The sequence below is a fragment of the Candidatus Chryseopegocella kryptomonas genome (assembly GCF_001536065.1).
Lineage (GTDB): Bacteria > Bacteroidota > Ignavibacteria > Kryptoniales > Kryptoniaceae > Kryptonium > Kryptonium kryptomonas.
This window is the reverse complement of record NZ_CZVW01000002.1, coordinates 117,775-136,194: the sequence shown is the minus strand read 5'-3', so window position 1 is coordinate 136,194 and position 18,420 is coordinate 117,775. Positions and strand designations below refer to the sequence as shown.

The window sequence follows — 18,420 nt, the reverse complement described above, 5'->3', positions numbered from 1 at the left end:
GCAAGCACATCATAAAACTTGAAATTTTAATTTTAAAGTTGTAAAATATGCAAAAACTTCAAAAGACAAATGACGACAAAAGCTCCAGCGTCTGTAAAAGAATTTCCATCCGATAGCCCTGAGAAAATTGCTTATTCAGTTGTTGAAGGTATTCCAGCCGAAGAACCGAATGATTTAAATCGTCTTGGGTATCACATCTGGTTGTATCTTACTGGAAAAGTTGATTCTCTTGAAACGGCGGTTAAAATGGCAAGGTCAAGATTGAAAATAACAGATGAAGAAGCAATTGAGATTATAAAGCAGAGATTAAAGGAAAAAGGGATTTAAAAATAAAAAGGGCGGTTTTAGGAAACCGCCCTTTCTTTGACTCATTTGATAGATTTTTTATACCTTTCGTAATTTTGCATTATTTTTTCAACATAGTTCAAAGTTTCCCTGTAATTTCTAAAATACCCACTTCGTGGTCTTCCGGAGTCCCAGATATATTTGTGAAGCGTATAGTATTCAGCCGAAAGAAGAGGCAAAGTCATTTTTATACTCTCCCATTTGTTCGGGTCCTCACCAAGATACAAAGCCAGCTGTTGAGCATCAAGAACACGCCCAGGTCCTGCGTTATAAGCAGCAAGTGCAAGTTTCAAACATTCAACCGAATCCATTCCTTTTGTATAAAATCTATTGAATTGTGTCCAGAGATAATGAATGCCTGCTATAATGTTTTGCTCGGGGGTTCTAAAATCGTAAATGTGCGAAACAGTTAAAACAAGTTCTTCACCCGTCTCTGGCATAATTTGAAGTAATCCGTAAGCTCCTTTCGGACTCACTGCATCGTGCCTGAAACTTGACTCCTGCTGAATTACAGCGATAATCAATCGCCAATCAAATCCGTAAATTTTTGAGTATTTTTTTATCAATGGGAGATATTCTCTTATTGACTCAGGGATTTCCGCCCTTAACGACGGGTCTAAATTTGATTCCTCAGAAGAAGAATTACTTTCCGATGTTTCAACAACTAAGGCTTGCCCCCCAAGGTTGGGCGATGAATTCTTTGAGTGAATCCCAGAACAGCTCAACGCCATACTCAAACTAAAAAGGAAAACAATAATTTTATGCCCTGCTTCTAAAGATTTGCGCCCAGCTCTTTTATAGTTTCTTCTCCGAGAGCTGGCTTTTTTGACCGACTTATTTTGGAATAAAAATTTTAACATAAAAAAATTCTTCACTTTGTTTTTAATTAATCAAGAACGCAAGGGTTAAACACTGGAATCTATCAGAGCGGGGCATACTAATTTAACCCTTGCAATTATAAAATGCAAAATATCCCAACAAAAATCTGTGATAAAGACAACCACGCAATGGAACGATTTTGTAATAACAAATCAAATCGCAAATTTTGATTGATTTTCAATAAAAAAGTTTTGTAAAAGTTTCACAATTTCAGCAACCTTCACTTGAATTTTATCGGATAATTTGGTAAATTAGGTCAGTTAAATTTATAAACCACGAAAATTGGAGGTGGAAGATGAAATTTTCAATTTCAAGCGACAGGTTAAAAGAAGCATTGGCAAAGGTAAGCACAGTTGTCCCGTCAAAAACGACTTTGCCCATATTACAGGATATTTTGTTTGAACTCAATGGAAATACGCTGACACTTACCGCAACCGATCTTGAAATATCCGTTAGGATGACGCTTGATCCAGTGGATGGAGAAGAAGATGGAGCGATTGCAATTCCTGAGGATAAACTCACAAGTGTTGTAAAGGCATTGCCAGAGGGTTTGCTTTTGAGATTTGAAACGCTTGACTCTGATAGAGTCGTGATTACGACGAACAAGGGAGGGGAATATAAAATGAGCGCCGAGCCATCGGAATCTTTTCCGTCAATTCCAGAAATGATAGGTGCTGATTCAGGCATTGAGATAAACGGTGAAATTTTGAAGGATATAATTGAGGACACAGTTTTTGCGACATCAAAGGAAGAACTTCGCCCAGCAACAACAGGGGTTTTGTTTCAATTTAAAGAAAATGAATTGATTGCGGTTGCAACGGACGGATATCGCCTCGTGAAGATAACGAGAAAAGGTCTTGATAAAGCAAAGACGAATTCAAGCGATGGTGTTATAGTCCCAGCGAAAACGCTTCAAATCATAGCAAAATCAATTGAAGATGAAGATACATGCTAAATCTCAATAAATGAAAAGCACATTCAATTTTCAACTGAGAGTTTAACCATCATTTCAAGATTGATTGATGAAAAATATCCAAATTACGAAAGCGTGATCCCGTATGAGAACAATAAGGAGCTCGTCGTTGAGCGAGAACTTTTCCTTTCAACTGTTAAGAGAGTTTCAATTTTTGCAAATTCAACAACGAATCAGATAAAATTCACACTTGATCCATCAGGTTATGTTGAAATCTCCGCAGAAGATATTGATTTTGGTGGTTCTGCAAAAGAGAAATTGAACTGCACTTACAATGGTGAGCCGATGGAAATTGCTTTCAATGCGAAGTTTATAATTGATATACTCGGTCATCTTGATTCGGAGAAAGTTATGTTCAAATTTGGAAGCCCGACAAGAGCAGCCATTGTTCAACCATATGAGACCTCAGAAGATAAGGAAATTTTAATGCTTGTTATGCCGATGAGATTAAATGTTTAAATCAAATGATTTTGAAAACGATTGAGATAAAAAATTTTAGAAATCATATACACACTCAAATTGAGTTCTCTGAAAATTTAAATTTGATTGTCGGTGGAAACGCACAGGGAAAAACAAGCATACTTGAAGCGATCTCGTATCTTTGCCTGACAAAAAGTTTCAACGCAAGTTCTGATTCGTATGTTTTAAATTTTAATTCAAAATTTTTTGAAGTGCTTGGGAAATTTGAATTTGATAACGGTCATGAAGCGATAGTCAGAGTTAGTTTTGAAAATGGTCAAGGCAAAAAAATTTTTTTAAATAAAGAGCCAGTTGAAAAATTTTCCATCTTGATAAGCAAATTTCCAATTGTCATACTTTCACCACGGAGCAAAGAAACAGCGCAGGGTTCCCCAGAAGAGAGAAGAAAATTTTTTGATCTGACAATTGCTCAAGTAAGTTCAGTTTACACAGATGAACTTATTGACTACAAAAAAATTTTAAAGCAAAGAAATAAAATTTTAAACGCAATAGCAAACGACGAGATAAAATTTGAGCAAGGAATTGACCTGCTGGAAGTTTGGGACGAGACATTTGTAAATTATGCAAGCAGAATAATCTTGCGAAGGAAAAAATTTATAAGCGAATTTATCGGATTTTTTAAGAATGCTTATTCAAAGTTTAATGAGGTTGAAGAGCCAGAGATTGAGTATGTAACCCAGATTGATATAAAGAAAAGTGAGGATTTTGAGACATTAAAGGGAAATTTTAGAGAAATTTTGCTAAGGAGCAGAAACGAAGAGATAAAGCGAGGAATTACGCTCGTTGGTCCGCATAGAGATGAATTTGTTTTCAAAATTAACGGTCGTGAGTTGAGGCGTTTCGCTTCGCAAGGACAGGTTAAAACATTTCTTGTTGCTTTGACAATTGCGAAATTTTTTTATTTGAAAGAGAAAAAAATTGAAAAACCGATCATATTGCTTGACGATGTGTTTGCGGAACTTGACATTGAAAGAACCGAGAAATTGCTTTCAATTGTTGGAAATATCGGACAAAGTTTCATAACTGCGACTGATTCGGAGACAATTAAAAAGTTTGAAGAAAAATTCAAAGTGAAAAAATTTATTGTAAATTCAGGAGTTGTAAAAGATGCGTAGAAGAAAACCTGTTTCGCTTGGAGAGGTGCTGGATACTTTTCTAAAAAATCTCGGCGTTGAAAAAAAGGTAAAAGAAGGAATGGCTGTAAGTCGGTGGGCTGAAGTTGTAGGTCCATACATAGCAAAAGTTTCAATCGCTGAAAGAGTTGAAAATGGTGTTCTTTATGTGAAAGTTACAAATCCATCGTGGAAACATCATCTTTTTATGATGAGGCGAGAGATAATAAACAAGCTCAATGATTCGCTTAAAGCGGATGTAATTCGTGAAATTGTTTTTATTGATGCAGGTTATGATTTTAAAAACAAATGACGAAATTTGAAAAATGGGGAAAACGAAAGTAGCTAAAAAAACAAGCAAGGAAAAAGAAAAGGTTAAATCAACTTCAAAAGTCAAAAAAGAGACAAAACCTGAAAAAGAGAGCAAAAAGATAGAAGCCGAAAAAATTGAAAAAGTTCAAACCACACCATCAAATGGAGACGGTAGCGATTACACAGCCGAAGCAATTCATGTGTTAAAAGGTCTTGAAGCGGTTCGCAAAAGACCAGCAATGTATATTGGAGATGTCGGAGTTAGAGGGCTTCATCACCTTGTTTATGAAGTTGTGGATAATAGCATTGATGAGGCGCTTGCTGGTTTTTGTAAGAATATTGAAGTCACGATAAATAAAGATGGCTCAATAAGTGTGCTTGATGATGGGAGAGGAATTCCAGTTGATATTCATCCAGAGGAGAAAAAATCTGCGCTTGAAGTTGTGATGACCGTCTTGCACGCTGGTGGAAAATTTGATAAAAGAGTTTATAAGGTTTCAGGTGGATTGCACGGTGTCGGTGTTTCAGTTGTAAATGCTCTATCCGAATGGCTTGTAGCGGAAGTTTATAGAGATGGGAAAATTTACCGACAAAAATATGAGCGCGGTGTTCCTGTAACACCTGTTGAAGTGGTTGGGACAACAGACAAACGAGGAACGAAGATAACTTTTCTTCCGGATAAGCTCATTTTCAAGAACATAAAATTTGATTTTGAACGTCTTGCAGAAAGAATGAGAGAGCTTGCGTTTTTAAACCCTGATGTGACGATAACGCTTGAAGACAAAAGAACTGGACAAAAGGAAGTTTATCACTACGAAGGTGGAATAGTTGAATTTGTAAAGTATGTGAATTCAACAAAGAAGCCATTGCATAACGATGTAATTTACATAACTGGTGAAAAAGAAGGTGTTTATGTTGATGTTGGAATTCAATACACAGATGAATACACGGATACGATTTTATCTTATGTCAATGACATAAACACGATTGAAGGTGGAACGCATGTTAGCGGTTTTAAATCAGCTCTTACGAGGACGCTTAACACATACGCTCAAAAGAACAATCTTCTCAAATCAAAAATAGAATTAACGGGTGATGATTTCAGGGAAGGTCTTACTGCGATCATAAGCGTCAAAGTCCCAGAGCCACAATTTGAAGGTCAAACCAAGACAAAACTTGGCAATAGCGAAGTTAAGAGCATAGTTGAGTCAATTGTTGCTGATAAATTGATGGAATATCTTGAACAAAATCCATCAACAGCGAGAAAAATTCTTGAAAAGTGCATTCGCGCAGCTGAGGCAAGAGAAGCAGCGCGCAAAGCAAGAGAACTTGTCCGAAGGAAAAACGCTCTTGACTCTGGGGGTTTGCCCGGAAAACTTGCGGATTGTTCAATCAATGACCCAGAGCTTACGGAGATTTTCATAGTTGAAGGAGATTCCGCGGGTGGAAGCGCAAAACAAGCAAGGGACAGACAATTCCAAGCAATTTTGCCGATAAAAGGTAAAATTCTAAATGTTGAAAAGGCACGACTTCACAAAATACTTGAAAATCAGGAAATAAGAGCAATTGTTCAAGCACTTGGAACTGGAATCGGTGACGAGGACTTTGACCCGAATAAAGTTAGATACGGAAAGATAATTTTGATGTGTGATGCTGATGTTGACGGAAGCCATATAAGAACACTTCTTTTGACCTTCTTTTACAGATATATGAAGGAACTCATTGAAGCAGGTAGAGTTTACATTGCACAGCCACCGCTTTACAAAATAAAAAAGGGTAAGCTTGAATTTTACGCATACAGCGACGAAGAAAGGGATGAGATAATTGAGAGATTAAAACAGGAAAAAGAACAAGGAGAAATAACAATCACAAGATTTAAAGGTTTAGGTGAAATGAATCCAGAGCAACTTTGGGAGACAACGATGAATCCGGAAAAGAGAACATTGCTTCAAGTTACAATTGAAAACGCAGCTGAGGCGGATCGTATCTTCTCAATCCTTATGGGTTCTGATGTTGAACCGAGAAAAGAATTCATTGAAAAGAATGCTAAATTCGTGAGAAATCTTGATATTTGATTGAATTAAAAACAAATTTTTTGGAATGTTAAATGGCGACAGTTCAGGAGAAAATTCAGCCGGTTGAAATTGAAGAGGAGATAAAGTATTCCTACCTTGATTATGCGATGTCAGTAATTGTCTCGCGCGCACTTCCTGATGTAAGAGATGGTTTGAAGCCAGTTCAAAGGCGAGTTCTTTACACGATGTATGAGCTTGGACTTTTACACAATAGACCATATAAAAAGTGCGCAAGAATTGTCGGTGAAACTTTGGGTAAATACCACCCTCACGGTGATGCTGCTGTTTATGATACGCTTGTGCGACTTGCACAGGACTTCACAATGCGATATCCACTTGTTGATGGGCAAGGAAATTTCGGCTCAATCGATGGTGATTCACCAGCAGCGATGAGATACACAGAGGCAAGGTTATCAGCAATTGCGGAAGAGATGTTGCAGGACATAGAGAAAAACACGGTTGATTTTCGCCCAAACTTTGATGAAACATTAAAAGAACCGGAAGTCCTACCGACAATTCTTCCAAATTTACTCATCAATGGATCAAGTGGTATCGCGGTTGGTATGGCAACGAATATTCCACCGCATAATTTAAATGAAATTGTTGATGGCTTGATCGCACTTTTGAAAAATCCAGATTTACCTGTTGAAAAACTTATGAAATATGTCAAAGGACCTGACTTCCCAACCGGTGGGATTATAGTCGGACTTTCTGGAATTAAAGAAGCTTACACAACTGGAAGAGGCAGGATAATAGTCAGGGCAAAAGCTAACATTGAAAATTACAAAGGTCGTTCTAGAATTGTCATAACAGAAATACCTTATCAAGTAAACAAAGCGTCGCTAATTGAAAAAATAGCAGAGCTCGTTCAGAACAAAAAAATTGAAGACATATCTGACATAAGGGACGAATCGGACAAAGACGGAATGAGAATTGTAATTGAATTGAAGCGGGATGCACAGCCGGAGGTGATTTTAAACAATCTTTACAAGCATACTAACCTTCAATCAACTTTTGGGGTGATAATGCTTGCGCTTGTGAATGGGGTGCCGAAGATTTTGAATTTGAAAGAAATGATGATGGAGTTTATCAATTTCCGGCTCAATGTCATCGTCCGAAGAACCAAATTTGAACTTGATGATGCCGAGAAAAGAGCCCACATACTTGAAGGATATAAAATCGCACTTGACAACATTGATGAGATAGTTGAGCTCATAAAAAAATCAAAAGACCCTGAGACAGCAAAAACGAATTTGATGAAAAGATTTAAACTTTCAGAAATCCAGGCGAAAGCAATACTTGATATGAGATTGCAAAGATTAACAGGTCTTGAAAGAAGCAAAATTGAAACGGAATACAAAGAGACGATAAAGTTAATTGAGCGTTTAAAGAGCATTTTAAGAAGCAAAGAATTACAAAAAGAGTTGATAAAAGAAGAACTTCTCAAACTCAAAGAAAAATATGGAGACGAGAGGAGAACGCAGATAATTGAAGACGAAGAAGAATTTACGATTGAAGATTTGATAGCTGAAGAAGATGTCGTTATAACGATAACTCACAATGGTTTCATCAAGCGTTATCCTGTAAGTGGTTATCGTAGGCAAAATCGCGGTGGAAAAGGCATAACAGCAACAGCAACGAAAGAAGATGATTTCGTTGAGCATATGTTTGTTGCATCAACGCATCATTACATCATTTTCTTCACAGACAAAGGCAGAGCTTACTGGTTAAAGGTTCACGAGATACCCGAAGCTGGGAGAGCATCAAGAGGAAGATCAATTTCGCATCTTATAAATAAAGAACCGGATGAGAAGATAACCGCATTTGTAACGGTGAAAGAATTTAACGAGAAACTTTTCATCACGATGGTTACAAAAATGGGCTATGTTAAGAAAGTTCCACTTGAAGAGTTCTCAAATCCGCGAAGAATTGGAATAATTGCAATTAACCTAAATCGTGGCGACCGACTTGTTGACGCACGCTTGACAGATGGAACACAGGACTTAATCATCGGAACAAGGAAAGGAATGGCTATAAGATTTAACGAAAAAGACATAAGACCAATGGGGAGACAAGCAACCGGTGTTAGAGGAATTAAACTTGAAAAAGGTGATGAAGTCATCGGAATGATAGCAGTTAAAAGACCCGGAACAACAATTCTTGTTGTCACTGAAAAAGGTTTCGGGAAACGAAGTGAGCTTTCAGATTACAGAATTACGCACAGAGGTGGAAAAGGAATAATAACTGTGAAAGTGAATGAAAGAACTGGTGATATGGTGGCAATTAAAGAAGTCCTTGACAACGACGATATAATGATTGTGACAACGAAAGGTTATCTCATAAGGCATCATATCAAGGATATAAGAGTTATGGGAAGGCATGCCCAAGGCGTAAAACTTATAAAATTAAATCACGATGATTCAATTGCTTCTGTTGCAAGTGTTGTCGCAGAGGATGAAGAAGATTGATTTTTAAGTTGCAAGATTTTAATTTTATCTCGTGCTTTTAAAACTCCAAACAAAAATTAATTAAGGTGATGCGAAAGTGAAAAAGAACAGATGGAAAATAATTTTAATCCTGATCTCAATTGCTGGTGCACTGTGGTATCTTTATCCGACTTACAAAGACATCAACTATCAGAAGAAACTTTCACAACTTCGTGGAGAAGATAGCTTAAAATTTGTTCAGGAGCATATTGACGATATTCAAAAAGTAAAGCAAAAAAGGATAAAACTCGGACTTGACCTTCAGGGTGGAATGTATGTCTCGCTTGAAGTTGATATTGTGAAGATGCTTGATAATCTTGCGAAGAACAAAGATGAAACATTCAGACAAATACTTGCTGAGGTCAAAAAAGAAGCCGTTGCTTCGCAGGAGCCGGTGACATCAATTCTGTTGAGAAAATTTCAAGAGAGAGGGATAAGATTAAGCAGATACTACGGCGACATAAGACAAAGCGATGCTGAGATAATTTCCGAACTTGAAAAACAGGCACAAGATGCAATTGACAGAGCACTTGAAGTTATAAGAAACAGAGTTGACAAATACGGAGTTGCCGAGCCATCAATTCAAAAGCAAGGTGCAAATAGAATTGTAGTTGAATTGCCGGGAGTTAAAAATCGTGAAGAGGTAAGGCAATTATTACAGAGCACAGCAGTTCTTGAATTTAAACTTTTAAAGCCAGCCGACATTGCGATAAAAGTTATGCAATCAATTGACAATTATCTTGCCGGAAAAGAGATCAAAGACACTACAGATACAGCAAAAGTTGTCTCAAAAACTGACACGACAAAAACCATTGCAGAAGAACTTGGAGCGGATACAACCGCAGGTTTGAGCGAGTTTGAAAAATTTAAAAAAGAACATCCATTCTTTGCATATGTGAGAGTTGATGAAAGAACGGGGATAGGGTTTGTGATGGCAAGGGATAGAAGATATGTTGAATACTTGCTTTCACGACCCGATATACAAAATTTAATTCCGCCTGATTTTGAATTTGTTTGGTCTGCAAAGCCATTTACAGCACAGGATGGAAATCAATACTATAATCTTCTTGCGGTTAAAAAAGACCCCGAAATAACTGGAAAAGTTATAACCGAAGCAAGAGCAACGATTGATCCAAACAACAACGCTCCAATTGTTATAATGCGAATGAACAGCGAAGGAGCTCGTGAATGGGCAAGAATTACGGGAGCAAATATAAACAAACACATTGCAATTATACTTGATGGAACTGCTTATTCGTGGCCAGTTGTAAGGACGAAAATTATAGGCGGAAGCTCGCAAATTGAGGGGCTTGATTCCCCTGAGGAAGCAAAACTTCTTGAAGTTGTTTTAAAAGCAGGTGCTCTCCCAGCTCCGCTTGAAATAATTGAAGAAAGAACCGTTGGTCCATCGCTTGGTGAGGACTCAATTCAAAAAGGTCTTAAAGCTGGCTTGATTTCATTTCTCGTTATAACTTTGTTTATGATCCTGTATTATTCAACAGGTGGAATCGTCGCTGATTTTGCTCTTATACTTAACATTGCTTTCATCCTTGCAGTGCTTGCGGGATTTAACGCAACTCTTACATTGCCGGGCATAGCTGGAATAATTTTAACAATCGGCGTTGCGGTTGACGCGAACGTTCTTATTTACGAAAGAATTCGTGAGGAACTTGCGATTGGAAGAACTTTAAGATCAGCAATTGATGAAGGTTATTCAAAGGCGTTTAGCGCAATTTTTGACTCAAATATAACAACATTTTTGACAGGACTTATACTTTACAATTTTGGTTCGGGTCCGATTCAAGGTTTCGCTCTCACGCTTATGATTGGTATAATTGCAAACCTTTTCAGCGCAGTTTTCATCACGAAAGTGGTTTACGACATCGTCGCTGAAAAATATCCAGCTGTTGTCAAATTTGGTTAATTTCAAAAACAATTTTGCGAGGTTTAAAGATGAGATTTATTGGGAAAACAAATATAAAGTTCATTGAGAAAAGGAAAATTTGGTATGCTGTTTCAGCAACCATCATACTTATTGGATTGATTTCTTTAATTTTCCGTGGAATTCCGCTTGGGATTGATTTCCTCGGCGGAACGGAAGTTATAGTTCGCTTTGAAAAGCCAGTTCAAATTGGAGATGTAAGAAGCGCAATTGCTCAAATTGGTCTTGCTAAAAGTGAAATTAAAACCTATGGAACGCACAATGAAATTTTGATCCGAACATCAGAGCAGATGGAAGGGACAAAGATGGGTGAGATGATACTTGCAGCTTTACAGGAGAAGTTTAAAGACAACAAGATAACAATTTTAAACGAAGAAAAAGTCGGTCCAAGAATCGGCGCTGAATTAAGAAGAAAGGCATTTTACACTGTTGTTTTATCTTTGATAGTTATGCTTGCTTACATTGGTTTAAGATTTAAACCAATTTATGGAGTTGGCGCAGTTGTAGCCCTGTTTCACGATGTTTTAGTCACTCTTGGATTCTGCTCTATATTTAGTGCGGTTCCCTATTTAAACATTGAAATGAATCAAACTCTTCTGGCTGCGCTTCTTACACTCGTCGGTCTTTCGGTAAACGATACGGTCGTCGTCTTTGACAGAATAAGAGAGAATTTGAAACTTCACAAAGCAATGGATTTCATATCAATAGTCAACAAGAGCATAAACGAAACATTAAGCAGAACAATAATCACAAGCGGGACGGTCATCGCAGTTCTTGTCATTTTGCTATTTGTTGGGAGTGAAGTAACCCGTGGATTTGCATTTGCTTTAACAATTGGAATGATAACCGGAACTTACTCATCAATTTATGTTGCAAGCTCAATCGTTGTTGATTTTATGCTTGCAAGACAGCGAAAAGCCGAGAAAGAGAAACTTTTGAAGAAGCAACCCGTATCAGTTAAATAAAATTTGCCCCGCAAATAAAGCGGGGCTTTTTAAACTAAATCAAGGAGAAAATTTAAATGCGTCTTAAAACAAAATCAATTGATGATGTCGTTGTAATAGAAATCAGCGGTAATATGATGGGAGGTCCTGACTCGCAGAAATTTAGAGAGCTTCTGCATAAACTTGTCAAACAAGGGACTAAAAAAGTTGTCGTTGATGTGAAAAATGTTAAGTTTTTAAATAGTGCTGGACTTGGGACTTTGATAAGTGGCTTAACAACGATGAGAAACGCCGGGGGCGACCTCAAAATAGCAAATCCAACTGATAAAATTGAATCGCTTTTAATGATAACCCGCCTTATAAAAGTTTTTGACACTTATAATTCCGTTGAAGAAGCAATCGCAAGTTTTAAAAAGTCAGCAAAGAAAAAATAAACCATTTCAAAATGTTATTCAAAATTCCGGATGCTTCCGTTTGGGTTGTTCTCGGGGCTCAATGGGGTGATGAAGGTAAAGGTAAAATCGTTGACCTTATGAGCGAGGATGCGGATATAGTCGTCAGGTATCAAGGTGGTGCAAACGCCGGGCATACGGTTTCGTTTGATGGAAAAACTTATGTGTTGCATCTTCTCCCATCTGGAATTTTTCACGAAAATGTCGTCTGCGTAATCGGCAATGGAGTTGTCCTTGACCCTTTAGCATTGATTGAAGAAATTAACATAATAAAAAACGCTGGTGTCAATATAAACGGACGCCTTTTGATAAGCCACAATGCCCATCTGATAATGCCATATCATAAACTCCTTGATAAACTTTATGAACAAAGAGAAGAAAAAATTGGGACAACGGGAAAAGGTATAGGTCCAGCTTATGTGGACAAATACGCAAGAGTTGGAATCAAAGTCATTGACCTTCTTAACAAGGATACGCTTTGCAAAAAAATTAAAAAGAACATAGAATCAAAGAACGAAATCCTTGAAAAAATTTATCACACTGAAAAACTTGATGTTGAAAAAATCCTCAACGATTACCTTGACTTCGCAGAAAAGATAAGTGAATACATAACCGACACCGCCGTTTATTTAAACGAAGCCATAAAAAAGGGGAAGAAAATTCTTCTTGAAGGTGCTCAAGGCGCGCTCCTTGATGTTGATCACGGAACTTATCCTTATGTGACATCTTCAAATCCAACAGCCGGAGGTGCATCAACTGGTTCGGGAATTCCACCAACGAAAATAAACGGGATAATTGGAGTTATAAAGGCATACACAACAAGAGTTGGGGAAGGTCCATTTCCAACGGAATTAAAAAACGAAATTGGTAATTATCTGCGGGAAAGAGGTGGAGAATACGGCGCGACAACAGGAAGACCAAGAAGATGCGGTTGGCTTGATGTTGTGAGTTTAAAATACTCAATTATGATAAATGGAATTGAAAAACTTGCCTTAACAAAACTTGATGTCCTTGATGAACTTGACGAGATAAAAATTTGCACCGCATATAAAATTGACGGAAAAATAACTGAAAAATTCCCCACTGACCCTGACACTCTCTCAAAAGTTGAACCTGTTTATGAAACTTTCAAAGGTTGGAAAGAAAAAACTTCAAATGTAAATTCATACTGCGATTTGCCCGATGAAGCAAAAAAATTCATTGAAGCGATAGAATTATTCACAAACACAAAAATCACGATCATCTCCGTTGGAGCGGATAGAAAACAAACTATTTTTAAATGAAGCTCACCTCAAATGCTTAAAGCAACGAATATAAAAAGATTTCTGATCCTCATCGCCATTGCAAGCGCCCTTTCAATTTTGTATTACACAAATGTCATAGTCAAAAATCTTGAATTAAGAGAAAGGCAAATTGCAAATCTTTATGCTAAATCAATTGAATACATCGCAACTTCTCCGGGGACTTCGGAATTTACATTTATATTTGACCAAATCATCCTCGCAATTGATTTCCCAGTGGTCGTAACGGACAGAGATAGAAATCCGTTATTTTACAGAAACATTGAAATTGACACGACATTACCTCAAAAGCAAAGGGAGAAAATTTTGCGGAAGGAAATAGAGAAGATGGAAAAGACATTTGAGCCGATAAAGATAACCTATGCTGACACATTGATTTTAAATTATGTTTTTTACGGCAATTCAAAGCTTGTTGAGCAGTTGAAAATTTTGCCGTATGTTATTCTCTTTGCAGGTGGGCTTTTCATTTTGATTGGTTATTTAAGTTTTAGCTACATAAAAAAGACAGAGCAAAGCAACATATGGGTTGGGCTTGCTCGTGAAACAGCGCATCAGCTCGGGACACCGCTTTCAAGTATGTTCGGATGGCTTGAGATTTTAAGAGCAAGAATTGACAACGGTGAAGACATCACAGATGTAATTCACGAAATTGAGAACGACCTGAATAAACTTAACAAAATAACGCAGAGATTTTCAAAGATCGGCTCAAAACCTGAATTCGTTGAAGAAAAAGTTGCAAATATCATAAATTCCGTCGTCAGATATTTTGAAAAACGAATTCCTCAAACTGGAAAAAAGATAACCATAACAATAAAAGGCGACACGGAAGCGAAAGCATTTGTAAATCCCGAACTTTTTGAATGGGTGATTGAAAACCTACTTAAAAATGCACTTGATGCGATTGAAAACAGCGAAGGTAAAATTGAATTCAAAATCCAACAGAAAAAAGATCAAGTCATCGTTGATGTAATTGACACAGGCAAAGGAATAAATATGAAATATCGCAAGGACATTTTTAGACCTGGCTACACGACGAAAAAACGAGGTTGGGGACTTGGTTTAAGTTTGTCAAAAAGAATTATTGAGGTTTATCACAAAGGCAAACTCTTCCTAAAAGAAAGTAAAATCGGCAAAGGTTCAACTTTCAGAATCGTCTTGAGGAAAAAAGTATGAAATACGAAAAGATAAAATCAAAAATTGATGAGATAATTTCCGAACGAGATTTTTTGAGGCGACTTTTATATGCTGGTTTGAACTTGCTTCTTTTGAGAGCATGGTATGTTAAAGACGAGGTCAAAAACTTTTTTAAATCAAAAAATGAAAACGAAAAAATAAAAGTTCTTGACGCTGGTTGCGGTTTCGGACAATACTCATATTTTATCGCAAAAAAATTCAAAAATTCGGAGGTTCTCGGAATTGATATAAACGAGCAAAGAATCAACGACTGTGAAAAATTTGCGAGAAGAAAGAAAATTGAAAATTTAAAATTTGAACTTGCTGACTTAACAAAATTAGAACAAACCGAAAAATTTGATCTCATACTTGCAATTGATGTTATGGAACACATTGAAGATGATGTGAAAGTTTTTGAAAACTTTTTTAAAGCATTGAAACGAGGTGGTTTTTTAATCATAAGCACGCCTTCAAATTTAGGTGGCTCGGATGTCCATTCAGATGAAGATGAAAGTTTTATTGAAGAACATGTGAGAACAGGATACAGCGTTGAAGAGATAAAATTAAAACTTGAAAATTCTGGCTTCAAAAATGTAAATGTGAGATATACCTACGGTAGATGGGGGCAATTGTCTTGGAAGTTGATGATGAAATTTCCAGTTATGATGCTTGGCAAAAGTTTCGCATTTGCGATGCTTCTTCCACTTTACTATCTTCTTGTTTCAATCCCCGGAATTTTTCTAATGTGGCTTGATAAAAAAGTTAGAAACGAAATCGGAACTGGTTTAATTATAACCGCAAGAAAGTAAAAGATTAAGTCCTACCGAATCTTTTGTCAAGTTCTTCAATTGAAATTTTTATGATGATCGGTCTTCCATGCGGGCAAACATAAGGATTGCGTGTGAGGAAGAGTTGATCAATCAAAACTTGAATTTCTTCAGGCGTTAATTTATCCCCCGCTTTAATTGCTGTTTTACAGGCAAACGCCTTTGCGAGATTTTCCCGTGGTGTTAATTCTGGATCAGTGTTTGAATTTTCTTTGTAAAGGTCAATTATCTCCTGCAAAATTTTCTTTTCAGCTCCCTGCTTAACCTCTGGTGGAACTCCGTAGAGTATAACTGTATTTTTTCCAAAAATCCTTAAATCAAATCCAAGGTTTTCAAGATAATCTTTTAACTCCTTAACGATAGCCATATCTGCGGGCGTAAGCTCAATGGTCTGCGGAAACAACAATTGCTGTGTGAATGGAGAGTTTGAATTTAAACTATCAAGCGCTCTCTCGTAAAGAATTCGCTCGTGTGCGACATGTTGATCAATTATCATCAAACCCGTCTTTATCTGCGCTATTATGTATTTATTGTGAACCTGCATAAATGTGATGCTTTCATCGGATTTCTCCTCCTGTGCCGTGATGATCGCACTTTCAATCTCTCTTGAAATTTTTTCAACTTTCTTCACATCAAGTTCTGTCCCTGTCTTCGCTTCAGGAAATGATGAAGTTATTAGTTCAAGCGAATACTGTTGCTCTTTTTGAATTTTTTCTTTCATCGGCTCGGTTAGAGTAATCAATCTGTGCTTTATCTCGGAAAGATTCGTTGACGGTTGAATTTTTATCTCTCCCGTTGACTCAAGCGTAAGTTCAGGGATGAGATTAAATTGCGAAAGCGAATGCTTTACAACTGCACGAACGAAATTGTAAACTCCGGATTCATCTTCAAACTTAACTTCAAGCTTTGACGGATGAACATTTACATCAACATGTCTCGGGTCAATTTCAAGCATAAGAATAAATGATGGGAAACTTCCTTTATCAATCAAATGCTCATAAGCGTTATACACAGCGTGATTTATTGAACGATTGACGATATAACGACGGTTGAGGAAAATAAATTGATCTGATTTTGTCTTTCGTGAAAATTCTGGCTTGCTTGTGTATCCGTATATGCTTATATATTCAGTTTTTTCCTTTACAGGTATGAGAGTTTCAAAAAATTTTTCTCCGAAAACTTGTTTTATCCTTGTTTCAAAATCACAAGCTTCAAATTTTGCTATTTGCTCGTCATCGCTTATAAATTCAAACGATATCTCCGGATATGCAAGCGCAAATCTAATAAATGCTTCATAAGCATGTTTGAATTCCGTGTGATTGCTTTTGAGAAAATTTCGCCTTGCTGGAGTGTTGAAGAAAAGATTTTTGACAGAAATTGATGTCCCGGGCGGATGTGAAGTTTTTGAAACTTCAATTAATTTGCCACCCTCAATCTTAACAAGTGTTGCAAGTTCTTCATCTGCCGTTCTCGTCTTCATCTCAACTTGTGAAACTGCTGCGATTGATGCAAGTGCTTCTCCTCTGAAACCAAGCGTCTTTATATTTTCAAGGTCTTCATACGTTTGAATTTTGCTCGTTGCGTGTCTTTCAAATGCAATAACAGCGTCATCTTCGCTCATCCCACATCCATCGTCAATCACCTGAATTAATGTTTTCCCAGCATCTTTCAAAATTACTGTTATGTTTTTTGCGCCCGCATCAATTGAATTTTCAACTAACTCTTTAACGACGGATTCAGGTCGTTGAATTACTTCCCCAGCTGCAATTTTGCTTGCTATCTCCTCGGGTAAAATTTTTATCCTTCCCATTTTCAGAAATTTTAAATTTTTCACTCAAATTTCATCACGACCTTAAAAACTCCAAAATTACAAAACACCAGCTAGCACAAGATAAAGATAAAAAACAATTGCAATAGCAATCAACCACAAAATCAAAGACCTTTTCTTTCTCTCCGAAATCCCGACTCTTTCAATTTTCAACCTATGCCTGATCCTTTCTCTTCTTTTCAATTCTTCATCCTTGCTCGGGTCATAATAGCGCGGGATGTATTCAAAGCGAAGATGTTGTGATTTTTTGAAAAACATGGCATTAAAATAATTTTTTTACTCCAAGCCCCGGTTCATCCGGGAGAATTAATTTTCCATTTTTAACTTTAACACCTTCAAAAGGATCATTTGTTATCAAAAGATTTCCATCAAGGTCAGCGTAATCAACAAGCGGTGAAATCTGAGCTCCCGCTGTAATTCCAACTGACGATTCAATCATACAGCCAAGCATAACTTTCATATTCATCGCCCTTGCTGTGTTTATCATCTTTATCGCCTCTCTTATCCCAGTGCATTTCATAAGTTTTATGTTAATTCCATCATACGCCTTTCCTAAATTTGGAACATCCCAAAGACGAACACAGTTCTCATCAGCAATTATCGGAATATCAACTTTATCTCTAACCCATGCGACAGAGTCAAGGTCATCAGCTGGCATCGGCTGTTCAACAAATTCAACCCCTTGATCTTGAAGCCACTTTATCTTCTCAAGCGCAATCTCTTTTGTCTTCCACCCTTCGTTCGCATCAACACGAATTTTTTTATCCGTCATCTTTCGTATCGTTTTAATGATTTCTTCATCATTTTCAAGACCAAGCTTAACTTTTAAAATCGGATATTCTTCGGCTTCTTCAACTTTTCTTTCAATAACTTCTGGCTCATCAATTCCAATTGTAAATGAAGTCACAGGCGTTTTCTCTTTATTCAACCCAAAAATTTTGTAAAGTGGAACATTCAAAATTTTTCCAATGAGATCGTGCAATGCGATGTCAATCCCTGCTTTTGCGGATGTATTCCCTGGCTGAATTGAATCAACATAATTCAAGATATCTTCAATTTGAAACGGATCATCAAACTTTGAAAGGTCAACGCTTTTTAAAAAATTTTGCACCGTCTCAATGCTTTCACCATATCTTGGTGAAGGCGAAGCTTCACCATAGCCAACGATTCCATCGTGTTCAATTTCAATCAAAACAACCCAATTTGATGTTCTAACTCCACGTGTTATTTTAAATGGATGTTTCAATTTCAGCTCAAATGTGCGGTATTTAAGTAGCATAACTTTGTGGAA

Annotated in this window: 17 protein-coding genes; 13 read left to right on the top strand and 4 right to left on the bottom strand. The window is 37.0% G+C overall.

Annotated elements, in window-relative coordinates; translation table 11 throughout:
• The first annotated feature begins 69 nt into the window (after window positions 1-69).
• A complete protein-coding gene (locus tag AWW83_RS01330) occupies window positions 70-327 on the top strand; it encodes a hypothetical protein (RefSeq protein ID WP_092347258.1) in 258 nt (85 codons plus the stop codon).
• Between the two features lie 41 nt (window positions 328-368).
• On the opposite strand, the gene AWW83_RS01325 is transcribed toward AWW83_RS01330, so the two are convergent.
• Complete coding sequence (locus tag AWW83_RS01325) at window positions 369-1,076, bottom strand: transglycosylase SLT domain-containing protein (protein ID WP_159421068.1); 708 nt, start codon at window positions 1,074-1,076, stop codon at window positions 369-371.
• A gap of 443 nt (window positions 1,077-1,519) precedes the next feature.
• Here AWW83_RS01325 and dnaN point away from each other — a divergent pair, with 443 nt between their 5' ends.
• The 12 genes from dnaN to AWW83_RS01265 all read left to right on the top strand — a co-directional run bounded on the left by dnaN (window position 1,520) and on the right by AWW83_RS01265 (window position 15,283).
• Window positions 1,520-2,179, top strand: coding sequence for a DNA polymerase III subunit beta (gene dnaN / locus AWW83_RS01320; RefSeq protein WP_092347252.1), 660 nt, complete (start codon window positions 1,520-1,522; stop codon window positions 2,177-2,179).
• 60 nt (window positions 2,180-2,239) lie between these two features.
• A complete protein-coding gene (locus tag AWW83_RS01315) occupies window positions 2,240-2,656 on the top strand; it encodes a DNA polymerase III subunit beta (protein WP_159421067.1) in 417 nt (138 codons plus the stop codon).
• 5 nt (window positions 2,657-2,661) lie between these two features.
• Window positions 2,662-3,792 carry a DNA replication/repair protein RecF gene (gene recF, locus AWW83_RS01310; RefSeq protein WP_092347246.1) on the top strand — a complete coding sequence of 377 codons (1,131 nt, stop codon included), beginning with the start codon at window positions 2,662-2,664 and terminating at the stop codon, window positions 3,790-3,792.
• Window positions 3,785-4,102 carry a DciA family protein gene (locus AWW83_RS01305; RefSeq protein ID WP_092347243.1) on the top strand — a complete coding sequence of 106 codons (318 nt, stop codon included), beginning with the start codon at window positions 3,785-3,787 and terminating at the stop codon, window positions 4,100-4,102. Before recF ends, AWW83_RS01305 begins: the two co-directional genes overlap by 8 nt.
• Before the next feature lie 13 nt (window positions 4,103-4,115).
• Window positions 4,116-6,176, top strand: a complete 2,061-nt coding sequence (gene gyrB / locus AWW83_RS01300) for a DNA topoisomerase (ATP-hydrolyzing) subunit B (protein WP_092347240.1) — start codon at window positions 4,116-4,118, stop codon at window positions 6,174-6,176.
• A 32-nt stretch (window positions 6,177-6,208) separates the two neighbouring features.
• A complete protein-coding gene (gene gyrA, locus AWW83_RS01295; protein ID WP_092347237.1) occupies window positions 6,209-8,644 on the top strand; it encodes a DNA gyrase subunit A in 2,436 nt (811 codons plus the stop codon).
• A 76-nt stretch (window positions 8,645-8,720) separates the two neighbouring features.
• Window positions 8,721-10,586 carry a protein translocase subunit SecD gene (gene secD, locus AWW83_RS01290; protein WP_092347234.1) on the top strand — a complete coding sequence of 622 codons (1,866 nt, stop codon included), beginning with the start codon at window positions 8,721-8,723 and terminating at the stop codon, window positions 10,584-10,586.
• 29 nt (window positions 10,587-10,615) lie between these two features.
• Window positions 10,616-11,569 carry a protein translocase subunit SecF gene (gene secF / locus AWW83_RS01285; RefSeq protein ID WP_092347231.1) on the top strand — a complete coding sequence of 318 codons (954 nt, stop codon included), beginning with the start codon at window positions 10,616-10,618 and terminating at the stop codon, window positions 11,567-11,569.
• Between the two features lie 56 nt (window positions 11,570-11,625).
• Window positions 11,626-11,982 carry an STAS domain-containing protein gene (locus AWW83_RS01280; RefSeq protein WP_092347228.1) on the top strand — a complete coding sequence of 119 codons (357 nt, stop codon included), beginning with the start codon at window positions 11,626-11,628 and terminating at the stop codon, window positions 11,980-11,982.
• An 11-nt stretch (window positions 11,983-11,993) separates the two neighbouring features.
• Entirely contained in the window at window positions 11,994-13,283 is a 1,290-nt protein-coding gene (locus tag AWW83_RS01275) for an adenylosuccinate synthase (protein WP_092347225.1), read from the top strand.
• Window positions 13,284-13,295: 12 nt separating this feature from the next.
• Window positions 13,296-14,474 carry a sensor histidine kinase gene (locus tag AWW83_RS01270; protein ID WP_092347223.1) on the top strand — a complete coding sequence of 393 codons (1,179 nt, stop codon included), beginning with the start codon at window positions 13,296-13,298 and terminating at the stop codon, window positions 14,472-14,474.
• Window positions 14,471-15,283 (top strand): class I SAM-dependent methyltransferase, encoded by an 813-nt coding sequence (locus AWW83_RS01265; RefSeq protein WP_092347220.1) that lies wholly within the window; start codon window positions 14,471-14,473, stop codon window positions 15,281-15,283. The genes AWW83_RS01270 and AWW83_RS01265 overlap by 4 nt, the downstream gene beginning before the upstream one ends.
• Before the next feature lie 4 nt (window positions 15,284-15,287).
• Here the strand turns inward: AWW83_RS01265 and mutL are convergent, their stop codons facing one another.
• From mutL to AWW83_RS01250, 3 genes are read right to left on the bottom strand one after another with little or no spacing between them, the layout of a single operon-like run.
• Window positions 15,288-17,111 carry a DNA mismatch repair endonuclease MutL gene (mutL, locus tag AWW83_RS01260; protein WP_092347217.1) on the bottom strand — a complete coding sequence of 608 codons (1,824 nt, stop codon included), beginning with the start codon at window positions 17,109-17,111 and terminating at the stop codon, window positions 15,288-15,290.
• A gap of 57 nt (window positions 17,112-17,168) precedes the next feature.
• Entirely contained in the window at window positions 17,169-17,387 is a 219-nt protein-coding gene (locus AWW83_RS01255; protein ID WP_092347214.1) for a hypothetical protein, read from the bottom strand.
• A 4-nt stretch (window positions 17,388-17,391) separates the two neighbouring features.
• Window positions 17,392-18,408 (bottom strand): dipeptide epimerase, encoded by a 1,017-nt coding sequence (locus AWW83_RS01250; RefSeq protein WP_092347211.1) that lies wholly within the window; start codon window positions 18,406-18,408, stop codon window positions 17,392-17,394.
• Window positions 18,409-18,420 lie beyond the last annotated feature (12 nt).

Excerpts from the sequence above, each read along its gene's own strand:
- AWW83_RS01265 (WP_092347220.1), top strand. The coding sequence starts at position 14,471 with ATGAAATACGAAAAGATAAAATCAAAAATTGATGAGATAATTTCCGAA.
- AWW83_RS01255 (WP_092347214.1), bottom strand. The coding sequence starts at position 17,387 with ATGTTTTTCAAAAAATCACAACATCTTCGCTTTGAATACATCCCGCGC.
- recF (WP_092347246.1), top strand. The coding sequence starts at position 2,662 with ATGATTTTGAAAACGATTGAGATAAAAAATTTTAGAAATCATATACAC.
- AWW83_RS01305 (WP_092347243.1), top strand. The coding sequence starts at position 3,785 with ATGCGTAGAAGAAAACCTGTTTCGCTTGGAGAGGTGCTGGATACTTTT.
- mutL (WP_092347217.1), bottom strand. The coding sequence starts at position 17,111 with ATGGGAAGGATAAAAATTTTACCCGAGGAGATAGCAAGCAAAATTGCA.
- AWW83_RS01270 (WP_092347223.1), top strand. The coding sequence starts at position 13,296 with ATGCTTAAAGCAACGAATATAAAAAGATTTCTGATCCTCATCGCCATT.
- AWW83_RS01275 (WP_092347225.1), top strand. The coding sequence starts at position 11,994 with ATGTTATTCAAAATTCCGGATGCTTCCGTTTGGGTTGTTCTCGGGGCT.
- gyrB (WP_092347240.1), top strand. The coding sequence starts at position 4,116 with ATGGGGAAAACGAAAGTAGCTAAAAAAACAAGCAAGGAAAAAGAAAAG.
- gyrA (WP_092347237.1), top strand. The coding sequence starts at position 6,209 with ATGGCGACAGTTCAGGAGAAAATTCAGCCGGTTGAAATTGAAGAGGAG.
- AWW83_RS01250 (WP_092347211.1), bottom strand. The coding sequence starts at position 18,408 with ATGCTACTTAAATACCGCACATTTGAGCTGAAATTGAAACATCCATTT.
- AWW83_RS01325 (WP_159421068.1), bottom strand. The coding sequence starts at position 1,076 with ATGGCGTTGAGCTGTTCTGGGATTCACTCAAAGAATTCATCGCCCAAC.
- dnaN (WP_092347252.1), top strand. The coding sequence starts at position 1,520 with ATGAAATTTTCAATTTCAAGCGACAGGTTAAAAGAAGCATTGGCAAAG.
- secF (WP_092347231.1), top strand. The coding sequence starts at position 10,616 with ATGAGATTTATTGGGAAAACAAATATAAAGTTCATTGAGAAAAGGAAA.
- AWW83_RS01330 (WP_092347258.1), top strand. The coding sequence starts at position 70 with ATGACGACAAAAGCTCCAGCGTCTGTAAAAGAATTTCCATCCGATAGC.
- AWW83_RS01280 (WP_092347228.1), top strand. The coding sequence starts at position 11,626 with ATGCGTCTTAAAACAAAATCAATTGATGATGTCGTTGTAATAGAAATC.